This window comes from Marinomonas sp. A3A (genome assembly GCF_018336955.1).
GTDB classification, from domain to species: domain Bacteria; phylum Pseudomonadota; class Gammaproteobacteria; order Pseudomonadales; family Marinomonadaceae; genus Marinomonas; species Marinomonas lutimaris.
The window spans coordinates 1431268-1454001 of sequence record NZ_CP025532.1; the positions used below are offsets into that span (position 1 = coordinate 1431268).

19 protein-coding genes and 1 riboswitch are annotated in these 22734 nt (G+C 43.6%); of the genes, 11 read left to right on the forward strand and 8 right to left on the reverse strand.

Going from position 1 to position 22734, the window contains the following annotated elements; all coding sequences use genetic code 11:
- The 3 genes from CYL31_RS06680 to tmpT all read right to left on the reverse strand — a co-directional run.
- Positions 1 to 245, reverse strand: a 245-nt coding sequence (locus CYL31_RS06680; protein ID WP_212918156.1) for a transposase, incomplete at its 3' end; no start/stop codon positions are given.
- Between the two features lie 115 nt (positions 246 to 360).
- Entirely contained in the window at positions 361 to 2601 is a 2241-nt protein-coding gene (locus CYL31_RS06685) for a YgiQ family radical SAM protein (RefSeq protein ID WP_212918157.1), read from the reverse strand.
- A 149-nt stretch (positions 2602 to 2750) separates the two neighbouring features.
- Positions 2751 to 3389, reverse strand: coding sequence for a thiopurine S-methyltransferase (gene tmpT, locus CYL31_RS06690; protein ID WP_212918158.1), 639 nt, complete (start codon positions 3387 to 3389; stop codon positions 2751 to 2753).
- A gap of 172 nt (positions 3390 to 3561) precedes the next feature.
- Between tmpT and CYL31_RS06695 the strand changes: the two genes are divergently transcribed.
- The 4 genes from CYL31_RS06695 (at position 3562) to CYL31_RS06710 (ending at position 6074) form a co-directional block, all read left to right on the forward strand.
- Entirely contained in the window at positions 3562 to 3738 is a 177-nt protein-coding gene (locus CYL31_RS06695) for a DUF2496 domain-containing protein (protein ID WP_212918159.1), read from the forward strand.
- A 133-nt stretch (positions 3739 to 3871) separates the two neighbouring features.
- Complete coding sequence (locus CYL31_RS06700; protein WP_212918160.1) at positions 3872 to 4231, forward strand: DUF1304 domain-containing protein; 360 nt, start codon at positions 3872 to 3874, stop codon at positions 4229 to 4231.
- Between the two features lie 25 nt (positions 4232 to 4256).
- Complete coding sequence (locus CYL31_RS06705) at positions 4257 to 4790, forward strand: DinB family protein (RefSeq protein WP_212918161.1); 534 nt, start codon at positions 4257 to 4259, stop codon at positions 4788 to 4790.
- 42 nt (positions 4791 to 4832) lie between these two features.
- Positions 4833 to 6074 (forward strand): leucine-rich repeat-containing protein kinase family protein, encoded by a 1242-nt coding sequence (locus CYL31_RS06710; protein ID WP_212918162.1) that lies wholly within the window; start codon positions 4833 to 4835, stop codon positions 6072 to 6074.
- Between the two features lie 92 nt (positions 6075 to 6166).
- Here the strand turns inward: CYL31_RS06710 and CYL31_RS06715 are convergent, their stop codons facing one another.
- Entirely contained in the window at positions 6167 to 6658 is a 492-nt protein-coding gene (locus CYL31_RS06715) for a 6,7-dimethyl-8-ribityllumazine synthase (RefSeq protein ID WP_212918163.1), read from the reverse strand.
- A gap of 121 nt (positions 6659 to 6779) precedes the next feature.
- Positions 6780 to 6941: riboswitch (FMN riboswitch) on the reverse strand.
- Positions 6942 to 7219: 278 nt separating this feature from the next.
- Here CYL31_RS06715 and CYL31_RS06720 point away from each other — a divergent pair.
- The 6 genes from CYL31_RS06720 to CYL31_RS06745 all read left to right on the forward strand — a co-directional run bounded on the left by CYL31_RS06720 (position 7220) and on the right by CYL31_RS06745 (position 15712).
- Entirely contained in the window at positions 7220 to 7585 is a 366-nt protein-coding gene (locus tag CYL31_RS06720) for an MliC family protein (RefSeq protein WP_212918164.1), read from the forward strand.
- Between the two features lie 112 nt (positions 7586 to 7697).
- A complete protein-coding gene (gene cobJ / locus CYL31_RS06725; RefSeq protein WP_212918165.1) occupies positions 7698 to 8474 on the forward strand; it encodes a precorrin-3B C(17)-methyltransferase in 777 nt (258 codons plus the stop codon).
- 26 nt (positions 8475 to 8500) lie between these two features.
- Positions 8501 to 9274, forward strand: coding sequence for a precorrin-4 C(11)-methyltransferase (gene cobM / locus CYL31_RS06730; RefSeq protein WP_212918166.1), 774 nt, complete (start codon positions 8501 to 8503; stop codon positions 9272 to 9274).
- Between the two features lie 38 nt (positions 9275 to 9312).
- Positions 9313 to 10395: a cobalamin biosynthesis protein CobW gene (cobW, locus tag CYL31_RS06735; protein WP_212918167.1), complete on the forward strand. Its 1083-nt coding sequence runs from the start codon at positions 9313 to 9315 to the stop codon at positions 10393 to 10395.
- A gap of 92 nt (positions 10396 to 10487) precedes the next feature.
- The gene (cobN, locus tag CYL31_RS06740; protein ID WP_212918168.1) at positions 10488 to 14384 is read left to right on the forward strand and encodes a cobaltochelatase subunit CobN; all 3897 of its coding nucleotides are present in this window, start codon (positions 10488 to 10490) and stop codon (positions 14382 to 14384) included.
- An 83-nt stretch (positions 14385 to 14467) separates the two neighbouring features.
- The gene (locus CYL31_RS06745; RefSeq protein ID WP_212918169.1) at positions 14468 to 15712 is read left to right on the forward strand and encodes a sirohydrochlorin chelatase; all 1245 of its coding nucleotides are present in this window, start codon (positions 14468 to 14470) and stop codon (positions 15710 to 15712) included.
- A gap of 68 nt (positions 15713 to 15780) precedes the next feature.
- Here the strand turns inward: CYL31_RS06745 and CYL31_RS06750 are convergent, their stop codons facing one another.
- The 3 genes from CYL31_RS06750 to nspC all read right to left on the reverse strand — a co-directional run bounded on the left by CYL31_RS06750 (position 15781) and on the right by nspC (position 19662).
- A complete protein-coding gene (locus CYL31_RS06750; protein WP_212918170.1) occupies positions 15781 to 17085 on the reverse strand; it encodes a hypothetical protein in 1305 nt (434 codons plus the stop codon).
- Positions 17086 to 17289: 204 nt separating this feature from the next.
- Complete coding sequence (locus CYL31_RS06755; protein WP_212918171.1) at positions 17290 to 18528, reverse strand: saccharopine dehydrogenase family protein; 1239 nt, start codon at positions 18526 to 18528, stop codon at positions 17290 to 17292.
- Between the two features lie 36 nt (positions 18529 to 18564).
- On the reverse strand, positions 18565 to 19662 hold the full coding sequence (gene nspC / locus CYL31_RS06760; protein ID WP_212918172.1) for a carboxynorspermidine decarboxylase: 1098 nt from the start codon (positions 19660 to 19662) through the stop codon (positions 18565 to 18567).
- A gap of 374 nt (positions 19663 to 20036) precedes the next feature.
- On the opposite strand from nspC, the gene CYL31_RS06765 reads away from it, so the two are divergent.
- The gene (locus tag CYL31_RS06765) at positions 20037 to 20618 is read left to right on the forward strand and encodes an NnrU family protein (RefSeq protein ID WP_212918173.1); all 582 of its coding nucleotides are present in this window, start codon (positions 20037 to 20039) and stop codon (positions 20616 to 20618) included.
- Positions 20619 to 20703: 85 nt separating this feature from the next.
- On the opposite strand, the gene CYL31_RS06770 is transcribed toward CYL31_RS06765, so the two are convergent.
- Complete coding sequence (locus CYL31_RS06770) at positions 20704 to 22614, reverse strand: methyl-accepting chemotaxis protein (protein WP_212918174.1); 1911 nt, start codon at positions 22612 to 22614, stop codon at positions 20704 to 20706.
- Positions 22615 to 22734 lie beyond the last annotated feature (120 nt).

The following is a 22734-nucleotide window of genomic DNA, read 5'->3' on the forward strand; positions in this document are numbered from 1 at the left end:
CTTGTGTAAGTTAATGACCAATTTTCTGACCACATTCTTTTAAGGATATCAGCCTTATTTTTAGCGGTACGAGGAAATTTTGGCGGTAGAAACGATTCTTCACCATTGAAGCTATAGACCTTGCTCCAATAGCGAATCTGACTATATGGAATGGATAGCTGTTTTCCAAGAACCCTTGGTGATGAAACACCATCAAGACATTGTTGAGCTAATGCAATTTTAAAAGTGCGACTGTACTTTGACATAAAAAAAGAACCCCCAATATTGGTTGTCCAACTATTGGGGGTCACTTCACATGTTAAATAAGCATGGCGCGTTTTTTTATGCCTGTCTCTCTGTACACCTAATTCTGGTATAAGGTTACTGTTGGCGAGACTTTACTTTTGTCTTGCGGCGTTTTGTTGGGGTGGCTGCAACGCCGCCGTTGTTATTTTTACGACGAGCTTTTTCTGCTGCAGCGTTCTTTTCCATGGTTGGTCTGTTTGATGTATGGGAAGCGCCTGTTGCTTGGCCAGGTTTGGCTTTTTGAGGACGACGACGTACTTGTTTATCTTTCTCTTCCGCTGGCACCAATTTGTTATCACCATGACCAATAAGTTCAGGACGGCCCATTTTGATTAAAGTGTTACGTAGATCCTGCCAGTTGCTCGGATCGTGATAGCGCAAGAAGCCTTTTTGTACCGTACGTTGCTTGGCGTCTTTAGGGGTATAAACGTCTTCACTCTTATAAGTAACCGGTTTTAGCGGGTTTTTACCAGAGTGATACATAGCTGTAGCTAATGACATTGGCGAAGGGTAAAAGGTTTGTACTTGGTCTGGTTTGAAGTCATTGGTTTTCAGCCACACAGCTAGGTTAAGCATGTCTTCATCAGAGCTACCAGGATGCGCGGCGATAAAGTAAGGGATTAAATGCTGCTTCTTGCCCGCTTCTTTGGAGTACTTATCAAACATGCGTTTGAAGCGATCGTAAGTTCCCATGCCTGGCTTCATCATTTTTGACAAAGTGCCTTGCTCTGAGTGCTCAGGGGCAATTTTCAGTAAGCCGCCAACGTGATGAGTGACAAGTTCACGAACGTACTCAGGATCTTCTACAGCAAGGTCATAACGTAAACCTGAGGCAATAGATACGGTATGAATGCCTTCAACCGCACGAGTTTTGCGATACAGTTGCGTCGTAGGGCTATGGTCGGTATTCAAGTTAGAGCAAATAGTTGGATAAACACAAGACAGTTTACGGCAGGACGCTTGTACTTCGTCGTCGTTACAGTTCAGTGTGTACATGTTGGAAGTTGGTCCGCCAAGGTCAGAGATATGCCCTGTGAAACCTGGCACCTTGTCCTTGATATCTTCAATTTCCTTTAAAATAGATTCGTGTGAACGAGACTGAATCACTCGTCCTTCATGCTCGGTAATCGAACAAAAAGTACAACCACCAAAACAACCGCGCATGATATTGATCGATGTTTTTATCATGTCATAAGCAGGAATGCGGGCTTTTTTGTATTTCGGGTGCGGCACACGCGCATAAGGTAAATCAAACACGCCATCCATTTCTGGTGTTTCCAATGGAATCGGTGGCGGATTAACCCATATCTCTTTCTTGCCATGCTTTTGAATCAGTGCGCGTGCGTTATGTGGGTTTGATTCAAGGTGCAAAATACGTGATGTGTGCGCGTATAAAACAGGATCTTTAGATACTTTTTCGAATGATGGTAAGCGTATATAGGTTTTTTCCGGATCAAGTTTTTCACCACGACGCAGTGGAGCGGGAATGACTCGAATCGGCATTACATCGGACTCTTCTTCATCTTTAGTCTGACATTTTCCTTCTGGAATATATTCGTAAGGGCTATAAATTTGATCTACTTTTCCAGGCCAATCCACACGAGTCGAATCGATTTCAGTATAGCCGCCAGGTGGGGTGTTTCGAACAATAGTCGTACCGCGAATGTCGGTTAACTCATCAAGCGTTTTGCCCATAGCCATCTGATGGGTTACTTCAATCATGGCGCGTTCAGCATTACCGTAAAGTAAAATATCGGCAGTTGAATCGATCAGTACCGAACGACGTACCTCATCGCTCCAATAGTCGTATTGGGCAATGCGACGAAGGCTGGCTTCAATACCGCCAATCATGACAGGAACATCGTGGAATGCTTCTTTACAGCGCTGAGAGTAAACAATAACTGCGCGATCAGGGCGTTTTCCACCAACACCGTAAGGCGTATAAGCGTCGTCATTACGCACTTTTAAATCAGCGGTGTAGCGATTGATCAAGGAGTCCATATTGCCAGCGGTAACGCCAAAATATAGGTTAGGGCGACCAAGGCGCATGAAATCTTTAGTATTACGCCAATCAGGTTGATCGATGATGCCGACGCGATAACCTTGTGCTTCTAATAAGCGACCTAAAACCGCCATACCAAAACTAGGGTGATCCACATAAGCATCACCTGACACTATGATCACATCGCAGCTGTCCCAGCCAAGAGCGTCCATTTCTTCTCTGGTTGTTGGTAGGAAGGGCGAAACGCCATAACACTCAGCCCAATACAATGGGTAAGAAAAGAGCTCTTTGGCGGTTTTATGTCGTTTGATCATTATTTACTCTTGGTATCTGGCGTAATGGTGAGTTCGCATTTTTAATCATTACGAGGATACATGGATTATCGGTGAAAAATTGTGCCGTATTATCCCAGAAAAAACCTAGGGTATACAGTCTAATCTAGGTCTATTCAGCCTTATATTATCTAGGGTTGAATACGCCACACACTTTCCTCAAATACACTGTGCCCTTCCTCTTTATATTGAGGATTAGTCAGTGCTAGATTTTCAGAGGCGATTTTCTGAATTTGACTCCCCCACAGCGATATCACACTATCTTCATCGACTGAAAATGGCGGCCCTTGCTTGTCGCCATCATATTGTAATGACACCAATAGTACGCAAGCAGATGAGGATAAACGATCAAGGGTGTGGGCAACGTACTCTGCACGTTTTGAATCTGGCATCGCTATCATAGCGGCACGATCATAACAGGCATCAAATTCAGTTTCGTTGAATTGGAAATAGTCACCTTCGACAATTCGTAAAGGTAAACCGTCAACGGTATGAACTTTTAGGTCGCTTTCTTGATGTGTTTCAAAGGCTAAATCGTTATCACCTAGAAATTGAATGACTGCCAGAGAAGAGAGTTCAACACCTGTGACTTCATAGCCTTGTTCAGCTAACCAAATCATGTCATTGGATTTACCACATAAAGGCACAAGAACTCTGCTGCCTTTGGGTAAGGCAGGCCAGAACTCTATCAGCTTCGGATTGACGCCTTCTTGATGAAAACCAATACGTCCAGTTTTCCATCGATCCAACCAAAATTCATTTGTAATCACGATAACCTCGTTAAATTAGGCTTGTTTATGTTCGATGTGTATTATATTTGTCTTATTTTATGTTGAACAACTCGTAATGCCAAAAGCCATTATAGACGGCAAAAACGTTTTTTAATTGCCTATTTTGTGCATTTTACATATAGATTGTTGCAATCTCACGTATGGAGTTTTTATGCCTTTAGACCTCGCGCCAGATCACATTAAGCTGGCTGTTGACCTTATTGAGCTGCTTGAAAGCAATGACATAGAGCCAAGTGTCGCAGTAGGCGCTTTGACCATTGCTTTGAGAGACTTTCAAGGGAAGCTTGAAAGAATGAATGATAAAGCGCAAGTGACGCTTGAAAAATAGGTAACGAGCAAAACGAACTTGATGTAGTAGACCAAGGAATAGCAAAATAGTTTCTCAGTTCCTTAATTGAAAAGCATTGTGTTAGGTTTTGAGTTTTTTGGTTAACGGAATAAAAATAAGAAGAGGTATATCTATGGAATTAATCGCAATTGTTGCCACCGTTCTTGTCGCCCTGTTACATCTTTACATTATGTACATTGAGATGTTTCTTTGGGACAAGCCTAAGGGTATGAAGATATTTGGCTTAAAACCTGATTTTGCTAAAGCGAGTAAGGTGATGGCTGCCAACCAAGGGCTTTATAACGGTTTTTTGGCAGCAGGTTTGTTGTGGGGAGCGTGGCTTGGTGCGGCAGGCTCACAGGTAATGATTTTCTTTTTACTCTGTGTGGTTGTTGCTGGTATTTATGGCGCGATTACCTCGAGCAAGAAGATTTTGTTTGTACAAGGATTACCGGGTTTAATTGCTCTTATTGCTGTTTTACTAGCAGCTTAATAAATACCTTAAGAGGGCGATAATTATGTCGGTAAAAGAAAATATGCAGCTGATGGCGTCGTATAATCAATGGATGAATCAGGCGATCTATAAAGCGGCTGGTGAGTTGAGTTATGCTAATTTGGTTGAAGATAAAGGTGCATTTTTTGGCTCTGTGCTAGGCACGCTTAATCATAACCTTGCGGCGGACATTATTTGGCTGAAGCGCTTTGCAGCTCATTTCACTGAGCTTTCTAGTCTAGATCGTGTTCGTGTGCTAGAGCGACCTGCAGCACTTAATACTCGGTTGTTTGATGATTTGCTATTATTACAAAGCCAGCGCTTTGAATTAGATCTGCTAATTATTGCGATGATGGATGAAGTAACTGACGAGATGCTAGCATCTGCGCTTGAGTATATAAATATGAAGGGTGTTGATCATTCGCAAAGGTTTGGTTTTACTCTACAGCACTTTTTTAATCATCAGACTCATCATAGAGGCCAGATAACCACTTTACTTTCTCAACTGGGTATTGATGTCGGCGTAACAGACTTGATAACCACCATTCCACGCATGTAATTGTTATAATAAGCGTAAATCTTGTTTAGAAAGAGTTCTATTTTGCACACACTTGACCAACTTAACAGTGGAGAGTTGAAAGGCGTTGTTCGCCTGCAGCTGTCTGAGAATTTAACGACTTTTCCTGAGGCTGTTTTTGATCTAGCTGAAAGCCTAGAAATTTTAGATTTATCTAATAACAATTTAAGCGAGCTGCCAGCAGATTTATCACGCTTAAAAAAGCTCCGTATACTTTTTTGCTCGAATAATCACTTCACGCATTTGCCTGAGGTTCTAGGGCAATGCAAACACTTGGAGATGATTGGCTTTAAAAGTAATCAAATTACTACCGTGTCTTCTGATTCGTTGCCTACACAGACCCGTTGGTTAATCCTTACCGATAACAAAATTGGTTCTCTTCCAGAGGATTTTGGAAGACTAATTCGCCTGCAGAAGCTAGCTTTAGCAGGAAATCGTTTAACGTCACTGCCGGGTTCTATTGTTAATTGTCGCAACTTGGAATTGGTTCGCCTTTCGGCTAATCAACTGATGGCTTTCCCTGATGCATTATTAGAGTTGCCTCGCTTGGCTTGGTTGGCGTTCTCTGGCAATCCATTTTGTGCAGAACGTGATCCGCATAATGAATTTAAAACGGTGCAATTTTGTGATTTGGAATTACATCAAGTATTGGGGCAAGGGGCATCAGGCGTTATTTCTCTCGCGACTTGGCGAGAGAATGTCTTTAATTTTTCAGACTCGGTAGCGGTAAAAGTATTCAAAGGTGAGGTGACCAGTGACGGTTATCCTGAGGACGAGCTGGATGCATGTCTTGCTGTTGGTAGTCACAATAACCTGGTTCAACCACTTGCCAAGGTGGTAGAGAGTGATTGTTCTGCTCTCGTGATGGAGCTAATTCCTGCGCATTATACAAATCTAGGGAAACCGCCCAGCTTAGAGTCCTGCACTCGAGATACTTTTGCACAAGACCAGCTGTTTTCAATTGATAAAATTGCCAGAATTATCGAGCAAGTAGAGCAGCTGGTAGCACATTTTTGTGATAAAAAAGTCAGCCATGGTGACCTTTACGCTCACAACACTTTGATCAATAAAGAAGGTCATGTTTTGTTTGGCGACTTTGGAGCGGCATCAAAATATGCCAACTTATCAGTGCTGCAACAGCAAGGGATTGAGCAGATAGAGCGACGAGCTTTAGGCTTTTTTATCGATGACATGTTGGGGTTGTGTATCGAGGCAGACAGAAGTAGCGAGCTTTATAAGTCGCTTCAGTCACATGCATTTTGTTAAAACATTTGACTAATCGGAATACAAAAATGCCCCGCATCAATGGTGCGGGGCATTTTTACGAACTTAGTACTTTTAAATGCTAAAACAAAAGTTTAAAGCAATTGTTTGGCTTTTTCTGTTAAGCGAATGGTTTGATCGCAAGCATTAGCAAGCTCAATACCTTTCTTAACAAAATGACGGCTGAAGTATTCTTTATGTTCGTCGTGCTCATGGAAGTTATGAGGGGTTAATACCGCAGTTAGAACAGGTACTTCCGTTTCCAATTGAACTTGCATTAAGGCGTTACAAATTGCCTGAGCAACAAAATCGTGACGGTAAATACCACCATCGACAACCAGTGCTGTTCCAGCGATAGCGGAATATTGTCCACTTTTTGCGAGTAGTTTTGCTTGTAATGGAATTTCGTAGCCACCAGGTACTGAGATGACGTCAATTAAAGAAGCGTCGTAGCCGCGAGAGACTAGTTCGTTTTTAAAGCCTTCAACGCAATTTAATACAATATCTTCGTGCCAAGTGGCGTGAAGAATGGCAATGCGCTTTGTAGCAGGAGTGAAATCAATGTTATTCGTTGAGCTCTGATTCATTTTTTAATCCTAAATATCTAAGGTGAATCAGGGCGAACGGGCAGGCAAATACACCACTTTTAAATGGCATACCTTAAATCGGGCGCAGCAAAAAATGCCATGCCAATATAGGTCTTGTCTGACGCGCTCTCTATCATCCGGACTATAACCGTCGGCTCTGGAATCACACCAGATCTGCTGACCCTAAAAGAAAGGCTTCTTAAAGGCGCTCGCGGGCTTAGAGTTTAGCTTATGTAAAGTCTTTACCGCCGGTGGGGAATTACACCCCGCCCCGAGAACGAAGTCGGATAAATCCGACAAACAGAATATACTCGTTTTTATCTGTGGCTGTCAAAGCGTCTATTCTTATCAATTGTGGTGATTTTGTGACAATTCAGCCGTTAATAATAATTAGCAGCCGAATTGTCGCAAAAAGTAATTAATATAAGATTCATGCTTAGTAGAGCTTATTATCTAGCGCTACATAATATGAGCTGTTAAAATTTAAATTGCTCACTATAATGACCGCTTGGTCAAGAATGGTGTATCGGAAAAAGTGGTTCTAGAATGGAGTCTCACATAGTGCACATTAAAAAGTTGCTTCTACAAAGCGTCTTGCTTGCTTCTTCTTTATTAGGTCTAGTTGCTTGCAGCTCTGTTAATAAAAACGTATCTTCAAATGATGACATGTATGAGATAGAAGACGTTGCTCAAACGAATGAGGCTGACTATCTCTGCAATAGCATGCCTTTAAATATATTTTTTCATGCCGAGCAAGCCCAGTTATCTTGGAAAGAAAAAACCTATGTACTGACTCATGCAATCAGTGCGTCTGGCGCATTTTATTTAGGCGAAGGTTTATCTTTTTGGATTCATGGTGATGAAGCTGAATTAGAGTTTAATGGTGTAGAGAAAAATCATTGTCGTCTTGTTCGTATTGAATCCTAAACCTGAACATCTCTCATTCTAAATAGTGGTGTTTTCATCCCGTCAGATTTGCAATCCGTGTACAATGGCATCATTCGCGTCCTGTGGCGCTTGATTATATTGTAGAGAGTAGATGAGCAAGTTATTTGTAATGGGCATGGGGCCTGGTGATTTGGGTTTAGTGGCGCCAAATGCGACTAAAGCATTGGCAGTTTGCAGTGATTGGGTTGCTTACGGCTACTATTTAGATTTATTGGGTGAGCTAAGCGAAGGAAAAACCTTTCATAATCTGCCACTAGGTGAAGAAATTGGTCGTGCTCGTTTGGCGCTCGACTTGGCCGCTCAAGGAAAAAATACTGCGTTAATTTCCAGTGGTGACATTGGCATATATGCCATGGCGACTTTGGTATTTGAATTGCTGGATATGCAACTGCAAAGCAAAGAAAATCACCCTGAATGGCTAAATGTCGATATTGAAGTTATCCCCGGCATTTCAGCCATGCAAGCCGGCGCTAGCCGAGTTGGAGCCATGCTTGGGCACGATTTCTGTACCATCTCTCTTTCTGATTTATTAACCCCTTGGGAAACCATCGATAAACGCTTGCATGCTTGTGGCGCGGGCGACTTTGTGGTGTCTTTTTATAATCCCGTTTCAAAGAAAAGAGATTGGCAACTTAACCACGCTCGTGATGTTTTGCTGCAATATCGCCCTGCTAGTACCCCTGTGATGATTGGTCGCCAGCTGACCCGTCCGGAAGAAGTGATTACCTTTACGACCTTGGGTGAGTTAGAGGCCAAAGATGTCGATATGTTCACCATGGTAAGTGTGGGCAATTCCGACTCTAAACACATAGTTAACGGCCAGAAACACTGGATTTACACGCCTCGCGGTTATTCCAAAAAGCTTTAGTTCTTTATAAAAGATAAGGGAAATAAATGAAGGTTTACTTTATTGGCGCAGGCCCAGGCGATCCAGATTTGATGACGGTAAAAGCGGTCAAAGCCATGGAGCGTTGTCCGATTGTTCTTTATGCCGGTTCTTTGATTCCACCACAAGTGATTGATAGTGTGCGTGGTTCAGCCGAAGCTATTTATGATACGGCAGAAATGAATCTGGATGAAACCACCGCTGTGATTGAAAAAGCCGCGCAAGAAGGCAAGGATGTTGCGCGTTTGCAGTCTGGTGATCCTGCTTTGTATGGAGCCATCGGTGAGCAAATTCGCCGCTTGGAAGCGTTAGACATTGATTACGAAGTTATTCCTGGCGTCAGTGCGGTAGCGGCGTCGGCGGCATTACTTCGCAAAGAATTGACCTTATCGGGCGTTTCCCAAACGGTCATTATGACCCGCTATGAAGGTAAAACCCCGTTTCCTGAAAGAGAGCGATTGCCCGCGTTAGCGCAAAGTGGCGCGACGCTAGCCATTCACCTTGGCATTACTCGCATTCATAAAATTGTTGAAGAACTCATTCCTCATTATGGTGAAGATTGTCCGGTTGCTGTGTGTTATCGCACAAGTTGGCCAGATCAGGACTATGTCGTGGGAACTTTAGCGGATATTGTTGCCAAAGTAAGAGAGAAAAAATTTACTCGTACCAGTTTGATATTGGTCGGGAAGGTATTAGACACAGAAGATTTTGCAGACTCCTATTTATACGACAAGGGACAAGCGCATATCTTTCGTAAGATACACAAGTCTAAGAAAACATAATTTTAAAATATTATCCCTTAAAGTAAGAAGGATGAATCATGCAGTTGAATAAAATTCCAACAACAATTGTGACTGGCTTTTTGGGCAGTGGTAAAACAACCTTATTATCTAATGTGTTAAAGCAAGCGGCTGGTAAGCGTATTGCCGTGATCGTCAATGAGTTTGGCGAGTTAGATATCGATTCAGATCTATTGCGCTCTTGTCCTCTTGATTGCCCCGAAGGTGTGGAAGAGGGAAGCCAGCGTAGTGATGACGGTTTTTACGAACTGGCGAATGGTTGTATTTGTTGCACCGTAGAAGAAGAGTTTTTGCCAGTGATGCAGCAGCTTGTTGCTCGTCGTGGTGATATTGATCATATCTTGATTGAAACCAGTGGCTTGGCGTTACCGAAGCCTTTGGTGCAAGCCTTCAACTGGCCTGGCATTAAAGAGCATTGCACAGTCGATGCGGTGATTACCGTGGTTGATGGTGCTGCTGTGGCTGCAGGCCGCTTTGCTCATGATGAAGACAAAGTTCAAGCACAACGCCAAGCGGACGAAAGTCTGGATCATGACCCTAGCTTGCAAGAATTACTGGATGATCAGTTAAGCGCTGCCGATCTAGTTGTGGTCAGTAAAAACGACTTACTCAACGATGAAGAGCGTGCACGCGTGCAAGCGATTATTGCCCACGAAGTGCCAAGTACAGTAAAAACTGTTTATATCGAAAATGGCGAAGCGGCATTGGATGTCTTGTTAGGCATTGACGCTGCAACCGAAAGCCGAATTGATGAAGTACATAACCACCACGATCATCATCATGCTCATGGTGCACATCATGACCATGCCCATGATCATTTTGATTCTTTTGTGGTGACATTGGGCGAAGTTCAGTCTGACCTTTTGCAAGAGACGCTTACTCAACTGGTTGAAGAGCATAATATCTTCCGTGTCAAAGGTTTTGCTGCAGTGCATGGCAAGCCCATGCGCCAAGTGTTTCAAGTGGTTGGAACGCGTTTGGATCGTTATTTTGATCGTTTATGGTTACCAGAAGAAGTGCGTAAAACTCAGTTGGTGTTTATTGGTAAAGGTATTAGTAAAGAGCAGATTGAGAATGTGCTTCATGATGCTTTGAGTGCTTGATCACCGCTCACGGCTACTGCGCTCGTGACGCTGTGAATAAGTGTCGAATAACTGAATGACAAGATTGATTTAGTAAAACAATTGGAGAAATAGTGCACTTATTAGCAGCCAAACCGGGTGGCTTTGTTGACGATGAGGGAATTGTCGATCTTGGGCAAACCCCAGCAGACTTAGTGATTTTGGCCGCTGCTGATAGTGTGCTTGGTGCGCTTGGTAGCGCGCTTGACGAGATAGCTTCTTTCCATGGCTCCGATGATGGATTGGAGCGCCTACGATTACCGAGTGTTCGCCTTGCCAATTGGATGCAGTTGGTCAAACCTGCTGCTTACGATTTATACGAGCACAAGGTGCTCGATCACGCTAAAGTCGTCGTCGTTTCACTGCTTGGCGGCGAGCATTATTGGGCGTATGGTTTTCAGCGCCTGCAAGAATGGGCGAAAGCGAAAGCTGGCCGAACACTTATTGTGGTGCCAGGAGATGATTCGCAAGATCCATCGCTAATGAAGGTATCTACCGCACAACCAGAAGACTGCCATCGAGTGTGGCGCTATCTGCGTGAAAGCGGTCAAACAAACTCACAGCAATTATTTTATTTCCTCACCGACCGATACTCTGATCAACCTTGTCCTTGGCAAGAGCCAACACCTTTACCCAGTGCGCTGATTTATCATGCAGGTTATTCATCTGGTTTTACTCAGTGGCAGAGCCACTATGCTGACTGGCTGGTGGAAGGTCGTCCTGTTGCCATCTTGGCGTTTTATCGTTCTCATCTGCAAAGCGGCAACACAGCCATGTTTGATGGCTTGATTGGAATATTAGAGCAAGAGGGTCTGGTGCCGTTGGCTGTGGCGGTGAGTTCTCTAAAAGACGATGTATCGGTGGGTTTGATCGAATCGTTAGTGGAACGCACTCAAGCCAAGGTGATTTTAAACACCACCGGCTTTGCGGCGAATCGAGTGGGTAGTCCAGATTTAGCCTCTGAGCCGACAGACTTTCAATCCGCGTTTGCTTCGCCGATTCCGGTTTTGCAGTTGATCCTTTCTGGTAGCACAGAAGACGATTGGCAAGCGCAAACTCAAGGCTTGCGCAGCCGCGATGTGGCCATGCAAATCGTTTTGCCGGAAATGGACGGACGCATCATTACTCGTGCGGTGAGTTTTAAAGCCTTGAGTCATTACAACGATATTGCCCAAGTCGATTTAGTACGTTATGAGTTACACCAAGAGCGTGCGCGTTTTGTCGCTCAACTTGCCAAACGCTTTGCTAATTTAGCCAGCAAACCAAACCATCAAAAACGCATCGCTTTTGTGTTAGCCAATTACCCAACCAAAGATGGCCGTATTGGTAATGGAGTAGGCTTAGACACACCAGCCTCGGCGGTGAATTTATTAAAAGCCTTAGAAACCGCGGGTTATCCCATCGAAAATATTCCCGATCATGGTAATGCCTTGATCGAAGAATTGCTCGGCGCAGTGACCAATAATCCAAACACCTTGCATGAGCGCGGTTGCTGGCAAAGCCTCGCCTTAGAAAATTACTTGCAGTATTTCTATCAGCTCCCGTTGGAATGTCAAAACGCCGTTTGGGATCGCTGGGGGCCACCAGAAGACGATCATAAATGCCGTGAGCAAAACGGCCAGCGTCGTATTATGCTCGCAGGTATTCGGCTTGGGGAAACCTTTGTGGGCATTCAACCGGCTCGTGGTTTTAATTTGGATCTCGCGGCGAATTATCATGACCCTGATTTGATTCCCCCTCATAGTTATTTGGCTTTTTACTTTTGGTTGCGCCATGTGTATCAAGTGGATGCTTTTGTGCATGTGGGCAAACACGGTAATCTGGAATGGTTGCCGGGCAAAGGAACCGCCTTGTCTGCCTCTTGCTGGCCAGATATTGCGTTGGGTCCGATGCCGCATTTCTACCCTTTTATCGTCAATGATCCGGGTGAGGGGGCGCAAGCTAAGCGCCGTACGCAAGCTGTGATTATCGATCATCTTATGCCGCCGATGACCCGTGCAGAAACCTATGGCGACATGGCCGAGCTAGAAAACTTAGTAGACGAATATTATCAAGCCATGGGAATGGACGTACGTCGAGAAACCTGGCTGCGTGAGCAAATTCTTAAAAAAGTTCAAGAGTCCCATTTGTTAGAAGAGCTTACCTGTGTTGAATCCGGTAATGATGATGCTGTGCTGGAAGGACTAGATACGTATTTATGTGAGATAAAAGAGGCACAAATTCGTCACGGTTTGCATCGTCTAGGAGAATTACCCGAAGACGATAAACTCGCCGACACTCTGGTGGCTTTGTTACGTTTACCGCGAGGTAGTGAGATAACCAGCCAAGGGATACTTCATGGGTTAGTCAATGATCTTTCATTGGAGCAAGACGGTTTCGATCCAATGAAAAGTGAACGAACGCCTTGGTTAGGGAATAAGCCTGAGCTTTTACAATCCATTAGTGAACTTGCCTGGCGTACCCATGCGGATACTAAAGAGCGATTGGAATTATTTGCAAAAGAATTGGTATTGAGTCATCTAATCGGGGCTCACTCCATAGACAAGTTGGCAGCAAAGTTACCTCAAACAGCCGCTTTATTAGCCCACAGTAAAAAACGCTTGTTGGTCGCTTTGCAGCAAAGTGCTCATGATGAAATTCAAGCGTTAATAACAGGTTTGGCGGGTGGATTTATTCCCCCTGGCCCAAGTGGCGCGCCGACACGTGGGCGGCTCGATACCTTGCCTACTGGGCGAAATTTTTTCTCGGTGGATAATCGCGCTATTCCATCGCCTGCGGCCTGGGCGATTGGTCAGATGTCGGCCGAAGCGCTGATTCAACGACACCTACAGGAGCATGGCGATTATCCAAAAGATTTGGGTTTGTCCGTATGGGGAACCGCCACCATGCGAACTGGCGGCGATGATATTGCTCAAGCTTTTGCGCTGATGGGTATTCGTCCGATTTGGGCGCCAGGATCAAACCGTGTGACGGACTTTGAAATCTTGTCTTGTATGCAATTAGGCCGTCCACGAGTGGATGTGACTTTGCGAGTCTCCGGCTTCTTTCGTGATGCTTTTGCCAACGTAATGCGACTCTATGATGCGGCCGTGCAAGCCATCGCAAGCTACCAAGAACCCGGCACAGGCAATGTGATTCGTGCCAATGTGGAAGCGCGAAAAAGCAAACTACTTGCTCAAGGCATGAGTGAAGTTGAGGCGAATCGTCAAGCGACTTATCGTGTATTCGGAAGTAAACCTGGGGCTTATGGTGCGGGGTTGCAAGGTCTTATTGATGAGCGTTGTTGGGACACCAAAGCGGATCTTGCCGAAGCGTATGTAAACTGGGGCGGTTATGCTTATGGTTCTTATAGCGATGACACTGATAACGATGGCGTTAAGAGCCAAGGCGAAGGTGTCGAAGCGAAAGACGCCTTTGTTGAGCGCTTGTCTCAACTGGATGCGGTGGTGCAAAACCAAGATAACCGCGAGCACGATATTCTCGATTCAGACGATTATTATCAATTCCAAGGAGGCATGACCAACGCTGTCACCGAGTTTAGTGGTCAAGCGCCCAGTGTTTATCATAGTGATCACTCTAACCCGAGTTCACCAAAAATTCGTACCTTAAAAGAAGAGCTTAATCGGGTGGTGCGCTCACGAGTATTAAACCCGAAATGGATCGAAGCCATGCAAACTCATGGCTACAAAGGTGCGTTTGAAATGACCGCTACCGTGGATTATTTATTCGCCTACGATGCGACGACGGATCTTGTGGCGGATTATCAATATGAGCAAGTGACCGATCGATTGTTGCTTGATCCAGACAACCAAGCTTTTATGCGCGATAATAATCCTCACGCGCTAGAAGAAATGGGTGAGCGCTTATTAGAAGCCATACAGCGTGGCATGTGGCAAAATGCCGATGCGCACCGAGAAAAAATTCAATCCTTGTTGCTTGATTTAGATCAGCAGCAAGAACAACGTCAGTGATCTTGGGCAGAAGAGCGCTGGTAACCTTGCTGTTAGTCGTTACACTTACTATCAGCTAAGACGATTTAAAGTAGAGAGAAATAATGAGCAATAAAGAACAGGCCAAAAAGGGCATTATGATTTGTGGTCACGGCAGTCGTGATAAAGACGCAGAACGTGAATTTGGCCTAGTAGCGAAAGGACTCAAAGCGCGTTATCCCGATCTTCCTGTGGAGTACGGCTTTCTAGAGTTTTCTGCACCGAATATTCATATGGGCTTAGATAGTTTGGTGAGCCAAGGAGTCGAGGAAATCTACGCGGTGCCGGGTATGTTGTTCGCTGCTACTCATGCAAAAAATGATATTCCTTCCGTTTTGACGACTTACGAAGAAAAACACCCAGGTTTAAAAGTCACTTATGGGCGTGAATTAGGTTTGCAAGATGACATGGTAGAAGCGTTCCAAGCGCGTATTTACGAATCTCTTGGTCTCGATCCTGAGAATCCACCTCAAAACCTTTATGACACCATGTTGGTGGTGGTTGGTCGTGGTACGTCCGATACCTCTGCCAATGCTGAAGCGGCTAAGCTAACGCGCATTGTTAACGAAAATATGGGTTTTGGTTGGGCTGATACCGTCTATTCTGGCGTGACTTACCCGTCTGTTGGCGTGGGCCTTGAAAAGCTAATGAAGCTTGGCTTTAAACGTATCGTTGTGGCGCCATATTTCTTGTTTACTGGTCGTTTGATCAAGCGTATCCAAGGTTACGTTGATAAGGTGGCTCAAGAAAATCCAAGTATTGATTTCATTCAAACACCTTATTTAAATGATCATCCTCGTGTCATCGATGCCTTCCAAAACCGTGTGGAAGAAATTATGCAGGGGGAATTACAAACGGGTGAAGAAACCCTAATGAACTCCTTTAAACGTCGTCTTGCGGCGGGCGAAGTGGATGTTCATCATCACCATGCCGAATTTGTTGATCCACAAGATGATACGCAAGGCTTATCGGAATTTGATACCAAACACTTTACTAATCTAGTTCAAGCGCTCGATCATGCTGATCATGGACATTCATTGGTATTGAAACATCATGATCACTCTCATGACCACGGTCACTCACATGATCACAGTCATGGACACTCTCATAGTCATGGCCATTCACACGATCACTCTCATGGTCACAGTCATGGTGTGTACAAGCACATTGGTCACCCAATGGGGCCGCGAACCATGATTGGCGAGGGAATCTGCTGTTGTTTCATGGGACAATTTACTGATGAGATTTTGGAAGAAGAAAAAGACAAAATCGAAGGGGATTGTACTAAGACGGCTTTTGCTCATCGATAGTAGATATTATTGAGATCAAAAAAAACCAGAGCTCATGCTCTGGTTTTTTTTATGTTTTATAAAGCACGTTATTGAGCTGTTGTACTTTCTGCTTGTTCTGTTTCTGTTTTAATTTCAGCTGGAGCTTTTGCCTCTACTTTCGCTTCTTCTACTTTTAATTTTTCTTGCTCTGCTATCGTTTGTTTCGCTTTAGCAGCCTTTTCTATCGCCGCTTTCTCTGTCGCTTCTTTTTCAGATAATAGGTCCGCTAACGATTTTTTGGCATTGGCTAAATTAGCGTTAAGAGTACTAATTTTCTCTTCCAATAGTTCGGTATAAGATGTTTGATTTTTCAGTTCTTTGCGTAGTTTTTGCTGCGCTTGAACAGATGCTTCTTGATCCTTCAGATTTGCTTCGATAAAGGCTATCAATGCTTTTCCTTGTTCTTCGAAGGCTAAATCACGACGATCTTCTGCATTAAGCGCATTACTTATTTCGAGCAGGATTTTTTCATAGCTGATGGCATAATCTTCGTAATCTTTTTGTTGTAGTGCTTTAAGATTTTTAACTGTTAGCGCTATTTGTTCTGCTCTGTTAATTAAAAACATTGCTTCTTCCGCTTGCATTTTGATTTTGTCGATGGATCTTGGCTCAGCGACAATAAATGCGGTGACAGCTGTTAGTGAAGCAGAGGCTTGAGATAAGGACTTTGGTGCGTGTTGCGCTGTGCCTGCTTTAACAAGCCTATCTAGGTCTTTCTTAGCGTCGGTAAGATAGATGGCCGTTACTGTTTTTACTTCGAGAGCGCGTTGCTTGGCTAGCAAGGCAGGTTGTGCACTTATTGCTGCTTCAACTCTCTCGTTTGAAACTTGATCTACCAGTTTTTTAAGATCACCTTCTAGCTCTTTAACTGTGCTTGGGAAGTATTTTTGAGCATCAATTTTTTTTAGCTGTTCACGATAGTCAAATGCTTCTGCTAACGCTGATAGCGCTGCAGCTTTGATATTAGTGGCTTTTGTCATATGTTCATTGAATTTACTGATACCTTCTTCTGCGGCAGTAATGTTGGTTGTCGAGCTAAAAAAACCTGTACTGCTATTTGCTTCTGAAGGGTCGAATTCAAATTTTGCGTAGTACTCTTTTGCTTCAGCTAAGGCTTCGTTTGCATCGGTGACTTCTTTTGTAGCGAACCAATCTAGTTCTTCTTCTATGCCTTGCGTCACTTTTTTGTTGGCAGCATCAATAGTTTGCTTGAGGTTGTTTATTTGAGTAATGGTTTCTGCTTGTTTTATATCTGCAGCAAGGCTTGAGGTAGAGTCTGGATTGGATGCGCAACCAGCAAGAGTGAGTGTAATAACAGCAGTGAGTACTGCAAATTTTAGTTCCTTTTTCATAACGATGTTCCTTGGCTAGATTCTAAAAAGGGGGAGCGAAAAACGTTAAGATATTGTAAGGATTTTATTCTAATTGTGTAAGTCTTGAGGGCTGGTATTTATTTTAATCAGGGGGCTTTTATTGAATGGGCTTTCTTAGATAAAAAATAACCCCGTCAATACGGGGTTATTTTGGGGGGATTAAGCGCTAATCTTGATTAGCTATTAAAGCGTAAAAGGGCGGTCGCCGTCTTCGTCTTTAATGCGAGTAGGCAAGCCCATCTCGTTCAACAAACCTAGGAAAGGTTTTGGGTCAAGTTGCTCTACGTTGCGCATTTCTTTCGCATCCCAAGTGCCATTGGCAACTAGGATGGCGGCAGCAACAGGTGGAACACCAGCTGTATAAGAAATACCTTGGCTACCTACTTCGTTATAAGCTTCTTTATGGTCAGCTACGTTGTAGATGAAGACTTCTTTGTCTTTGCCATCTTTTTTGCCTTTGACCACATCACCGATGCAAGTCTTACCTGTATAAGCAGGTGCAAGAGAGGATGGATCAGGAAGAACTGCTTTTACTACTTTAAGAGGAACAACTTCTAGGCCTTCAGCTGTTTTAACTGGTTGCTCAGATAGTAAGCCTAGGTTTTTAAGAACAGTGAAGACATTAATGTAATGCTCACCAAAGCCCATCCAAAAACGTACGTTTGGCACGTTTAGATTCTGAGACAGTGAATGCACTTCATCATGACCTGTCATATAAGTCGTTTGAGAACCAACCACTGGAAGGTCGTCTGTACGACTTACTTCAAACATTTTGTTTTCTTGCCATGCACTGTCTTGCCAAGAGTAAACGCGTCCGGTGAATTCACGGAAGTTGATCTCAGGATCAAAGTTAGTGGCGAAGTATTTGCCATGGCTACCAGCGTTCACGTCGATAATATCGATAGAGTCAACGGAGTCTAAATAGTCGTTATAAGCAAGCGCTGCATACGCGTTCACAACACCTGGGTCAAAGCCCACACCTAGGATAGCGGTGATGCCTTTTTCTTTACAGGCATCGCGACGTTTCCACTCGTAGTTGGCGTACCAAGGTGGTGTTTCACAAATTTTGCTTGGATCTTCATGTATTGCAGTGTCTAAGTACGCAGCACCAGTTTCCATGCAAGCTTCAAGTACAGACATATTAACGAAGGCAGAACCGACGTTAATGACGATTTGTGATTCGGTTTCCTGAATCAATTTAATCGTTGCTGGCACGTCAAGAGCGTCTAGGGCGAATGCTTGAATGCGGCCCTCTACCTTCATGCTGCCTTTGTCGAGGACACTGGATACAATATCGTCGCATTTCGAAACGCTGCGCGAAGCAATTGCGATATTGCCCAGTGTGTCATTGTGTTGGGCGCATTTATGTGCCACAACACGTGCCACGCCTCCGCCACCAATAATGAGTACATTTTTTTTCATGGTAGTGCTTACTCCAAAATATTAACTGAAGCAGAATTAAGACAGATTCTGCTCAAAATCGTTGTAATCAAATTCCCTTACAAGTTCGATGCTGCCATCCAATTGGCGTATGGCAATAGACGGCATTTTAACACCGTTAAACCAGTTCTTTTTCACCATGGTGTAACCAGCTGCGTCTTGAAAAGACAGTCGGTCACCCACTTTTAGTGCTTTATCAAATTTAAATTCGCCGAAAATATCGCCTGCTAAACAGGACTTTCCACAAATCATGTATTCATGTTCGCCATCGCAAGGTGCCATTTTAGCGTTCTCACGGTAGATCAGTAGATCAAGCATGTGAGCTTCAATAGAGCTATCGACAACAGCCAAATTTTTGCCATTAAATAGCGTATCTAATACGGTGACTTCTAGTGTTGTGCTTTTTGTAATACTGGCTTCACCTGGCTCTAGATAGACCTGAATGTCATATTTTTCGGCAAACTCTTTTAGGCGTTGGCAGAATTTATCAATTGGGTAACCTTCACCAGTAAAGTGAATGCCGCCACCAAGGCTGACCCATTTTACTTGTTGAATCAAATGACCAAAGCGCTCTTCGATAAGGTTTAGCATCTCGTCGAAGCGTTCAAAGCTATTGTTTTCACAGTTATTGTGGAACATAAAGCCAGATATATCGTTAATTACGGTTGCGATTTTTTCAGGATCCCATTCACCAAGACGGCTAAAAGGTCTTGCTGGATCGGCAATCAAAAACTCAGAGGTACTCACTTGTGGATTAACACGTAAACCACGGGTCTTGTCTTTACTAGCCTCTTTAAAACGAGTGAACTGACCAATGGAGTTAAAAATGATTTTATCAGAGTGATCTAACACTTCTGCTATTTCATCGTCGGAATAGGCCACGCTATAAGCGTGCGTTTCGCCTTGAAACTTGGTTTTACCCAGTTTGACTTCGTATAGGGAAGAAGACGTGGTGCCATCCATGTAGTCTTGCATTAGGTCAAATACAGACCAAGTTGCAAAGCATTTTAGAGCTAACAAGGACTTGGCTCCAGACTGCTGGCGCACGTAAGCGATTTTCTCTAAATTCTTTAATAGAGCTGCTTTGTCGATAAGATAATAAGGTGTCTTGATCATGGCAACCTGCCCGTTAGTCAAAACGGTGTATTCTAGTGCAAAGGAGGGGGCTTTTTCTAGCTTAATAAAGGTATTTTACAGGGCTTTTTATGACATTTTGACGACTTTAATCAGGATTTGCTTGATGTCCATCTTCCGGCAGTTGAGTTTACGAGATAAACGAAGAGCAATTTAAGAGCAATTCGTGATTTGTTAGTAGTTTGTAATGAATAATAGGCCTCTTGCTTATTTCCCTCTATAATCCTGCGCTATAAATTAAACCTAATTTTTTAGATTGGTTGGTACTGTTTAGCTTGGCCATTATTAAGAGTGGGTTACAGTCATTTCCCAGTGATAGTTGAAAGATTTTTAAAGTGTATGAGGAACATCTTAGTATGTTGATTTTAGTTGTAGGTTTAGTCATTTTCTTTGTTTTGCATTCCATTCGTTTGGTCGCGCCACAATGGCGAGAGAAAAGTATGGCAAGTCATGGCGAGATGCGCTGGAAAATGCGTTTTGGCATGGTAACGTTAATTGCCGCCGCTTTTATTGTGCTGGGCTACATGCAAGTTCGCCTTGAGCCAGTGTGGTTGTGGTTTCCTCCTGTGTGGACGCGACATTTAGCTGGCTTACTGGTATTGGTTGCGCTTTTCTTCGTTGGTTCTGCTTTAGTACCGAATACGACAATGAAAAAGAAAGTGGGTTATCCCATGTTAATCGCTGTAAAAATTTGGGCATTTGCTCATTTGATTAGCAACGGAACCTTGGCCGATGTAATGATCTTTGGCAGTTTCTTGGTTTGGTCTATTGTGAGTTTTGCCGTTTATCGTCGTCGTGACCGCAAAGCAGGTGTGGTACGTGATCAAGAATCTGGTGTTCAGTTTGATTTAGCGGCCTTCACTTTCGCTATGGTTTCTTGGTTTGCTATCGCTTTTTACCTACACCAAGCAATTATTGGTGTATCACCACTGGTTTAATGCGTCGCTAAAGCATAAAGATACAAGAGCAAAAAAAGGCTCTATCTGGTTTACCTGATAGAGCCTTTTTATTGGCATCAGTTTGTTATGTTCTGAAGTGATTGATGTTTTTGGTTAGGTCATCAGCCAATGATTTAAGTTCTTCAGCACGAGCTGCACTTTCTGCTGCGAGAGTAACCAATTCGGTCGAGCCTTGCTGTATGTCAGCTGTATTTTGATTTACTTCTGCGGTTACACTAGTTTGCTCTTCTGTTGCTGTTGCAATTTGTGCCGCACGATCATTGATCGTTGTGACTGACATTTGAATCTTGTCTAGGCTCTCTTTTGCCTGGTTGACATCTTCAACGCTGTTGTTCGCTCTGGTATGGCTGAGTTGAATTTTACCTACTGCGTCTTTCGTTATTTTTTGCAAAGACTCAATCATTTTTTGGATTTCTTCAATCGAGCTATAAGTACGCTGTGACAGTACCCGTACTTCATCCGCAACCACTGCAAAGCCTCGTCCTTGCTCACCTGCTCGTGCGGCTTCAATAGCTGCGTTTAAGGCGAGTAAGTTCGTTTGCTCTGCTATTCCAGAAATTGTTGTTAAAATGGTGTTGATGCCATCCGCATTTTTACTGAGATCGTTAATAACAGTGGCAACGTCTTGGATATCGGCAGCGAGTGTTCGAATGCTCTCTTGGCTTTTTAGTACTTGCGATTGGCCAACATTGCTTGCAGCTACCGTTTCATCGGCATTGATTGCGGTATTTGTCGCGTTGCTGGCGATTTCTTGAGTCGCTTGTGCCATTTGGTGAATCGCTGTCGCTACCATTGAAATATTGTGTTGCTGTTCTTCTAGTTTCAAAGAGCTGTTTCTAGAAGATGCATGGGCCGCACTGGCTTGACCTGCTAAGTCATATCCAATTTTTTTAAGGTGTGACACAGTGCCATGTAATAATGCGACGAAGGTATTAAAGTTATCGACCAAGACTGCGATTTCATCTTTAGAACTGGCGGTTAATCGTTGCGTCAGATCTCCGTCACCTTGTGCAATTTGCGCCATACTATCAGACACGCGACGTAAATCTTTAAGCAAGAATTTGGTTACTTGAATGACCACTAATATTGCGATGGAAAGCAAAACAAACACCGCAATAAGGATATTGGTGCCTAAGCTCACAAGAGGTGCGTTTAAAACGCTTTTATCCATCATTAACCCTAAAACCCAAGGGTTGCCTTTTATGTTGCTGGCGTACATTTCAGTGTTTTTGCCGTCTACTTTAAGCTCGGTAAATTTAGCCTCATTACGAACACTTTTGAAAAAGTCATCCGTTAATACTGGCGATAAATCGGTGGCATCTTTTAAAATTTTATCGGTATTTGGATGTGCGATGATTTTTCCGTCGCCATCAAACAATACGCTATAACCGTCTCCTGCTACTTTCATGGCCAAAATGCTATCTAAAACACTGTCTAAAAATACTAGACCACCGATGGCGCCGACAAACTTGCCATTCAACATAATAGGTTCAACAAAGGTCATTGAAAGTTGTTTGGTTGAAGCTGAGATGTAAGGGGCTGTAACGTAGGCGCTGTTTTTTGCTTTTGCATCTATATACCAGCTTCGCTTACGAGGGTCATAGTCAGCGCTGTTTAACGATGGGTCGTGGCGATACATTGCGCCATTTTCTAAGCCTAAAAAGGTCAAGCCAAACTGCAAGCTTGTTTGTGCTTGTTGCAATATATTAAGAATATCTTTTTCGTTTACCTCAGGGTTTTCTCGTAAGGACGCTTCTATTTTTTGTTTAACGGCCTGCATAGTACCGATGCGATCATCAGACCAGCTGTTAATGTAAGTGGAAATGGCATTAGCTTGGGAGCTAGCTTCTGATTTTATGCGAGTATCACTGTCGGATTTAAAAGCGTAAAAAGATACACCGCCGACGCCAAGAGCGACAATTATAGCCACAATAATGGACTGAAAAGTTATTTTAGCCTGTAATGAAAGGTGCATCCTTTATCTCCTGAGTATTACGTAATGCGGATTATTGCTTAGATTGTATTTCTAGTATGTTGCAGGCCTGCAATTTTCTGTTATTAAGCGTAAGCTTTCTATGTTTAAGTTGTGTCCCGA

Excerpts from the sequence above, each read along its gene's own strand:
- CYL31_RS06685 (WP_212918157.1), bottom strand. The coding sequence starts at position 2,601 with ATGATCAAACGACATAAAACCGCCAAAGAGCTCTTTTCTTACCCATTG.
- CYL31_RS06695 (WP_212918159.1), top strand. The coding sequence starts at position 3,562 with ATGCCTTTAGACCTCGCGCCAGATCACATTAAGCTGGCTGTTGACCTT.
- CYL31_RS06700 (WP_212918160.1), top strand. The coding sequence starts at position 3,872 with ATGGAATTAATCGCAATTGTTGCCACCGTTCTTGTCGCCCTGTTACAT.
- CYL31_RS06705 (WP_212918161.1), top strand. The coding sequence starts at position 4,257 with ATGTCGGTAAAAGAAAATATGCAGCTGATGGCGTCGTATAATCAATGG.
- CYL31_RS06715 (WP_212918163.1), bottom strand. The coding sequence starts at position 6,658 with ATGAATCAGAGCTCAACGAATAACATTGATTTCACTCCTGCTACAAAG.
- cobJ (WP_212918165.1), top strand. The coding sequence starts at position 7,698 with ATGAGCAAGTTATTTGTAATGGGCATGGGGCCTGGTGATTTGGGTTTA.
- cobM (WP_212918166.1), top strand. The coding sequence starts at position 8,501 with ATGAAGGTTTACTTTATTGGCGCAGGCCCAGGCGATCCAGATTTGATG.
- cobW (WP_212918167.1), top strand. The coding sequence starts at position 9,313 with ATGCAGTTGAATAAAATTCCAACAACAATTGTGACTGGCTTTTTGGGC.
- CYL31_RS06745 (WP_212918169.1), top strand. The coding sequence starts at position 14,468 with ATGAGCAATAAAGAACAGGCCAAAAAGGGCATTATGATTTGTGGTCAC.
- CYL31_RS06750 (WP_212918170.1), bottom strand. The coding sequence starts at position 17,085 with ATGAAAAAGGAACTAAAATTTGCAGTACTCACTGCTGTTATTACACTC.
- CYL31_RS06755 (WP_212918171.1), bottom strand. The coding sequence starts at position 18,528 with ATGAAAAAAAATGTACTCATTATTGGTGGCGGAGGCGTGGCACGTGTT.
- nspC (WP_212918172.1), bottom strand. The coding sequence starts at position 19,662 with ATGATCAAGACACCTTATTATCTTATCGACAAAGCAGCTCTATTAAAG.
- CYL31_RS06765 (WP_212918173.1), top strand. The coding sequence starts at position 20,037 with ATGTTGATTTTAGTTGTAGGTTTAGTCATTTTCTTTGTTTTGCATTCC.
- CYL31_RS06770 (WP_212918174.1), bottom strand. The coding sequence starts at position 22,614 with ATGCACCTTTCATTACAGGCTAAAATAACTTTTCAGTCCATTATTGTG.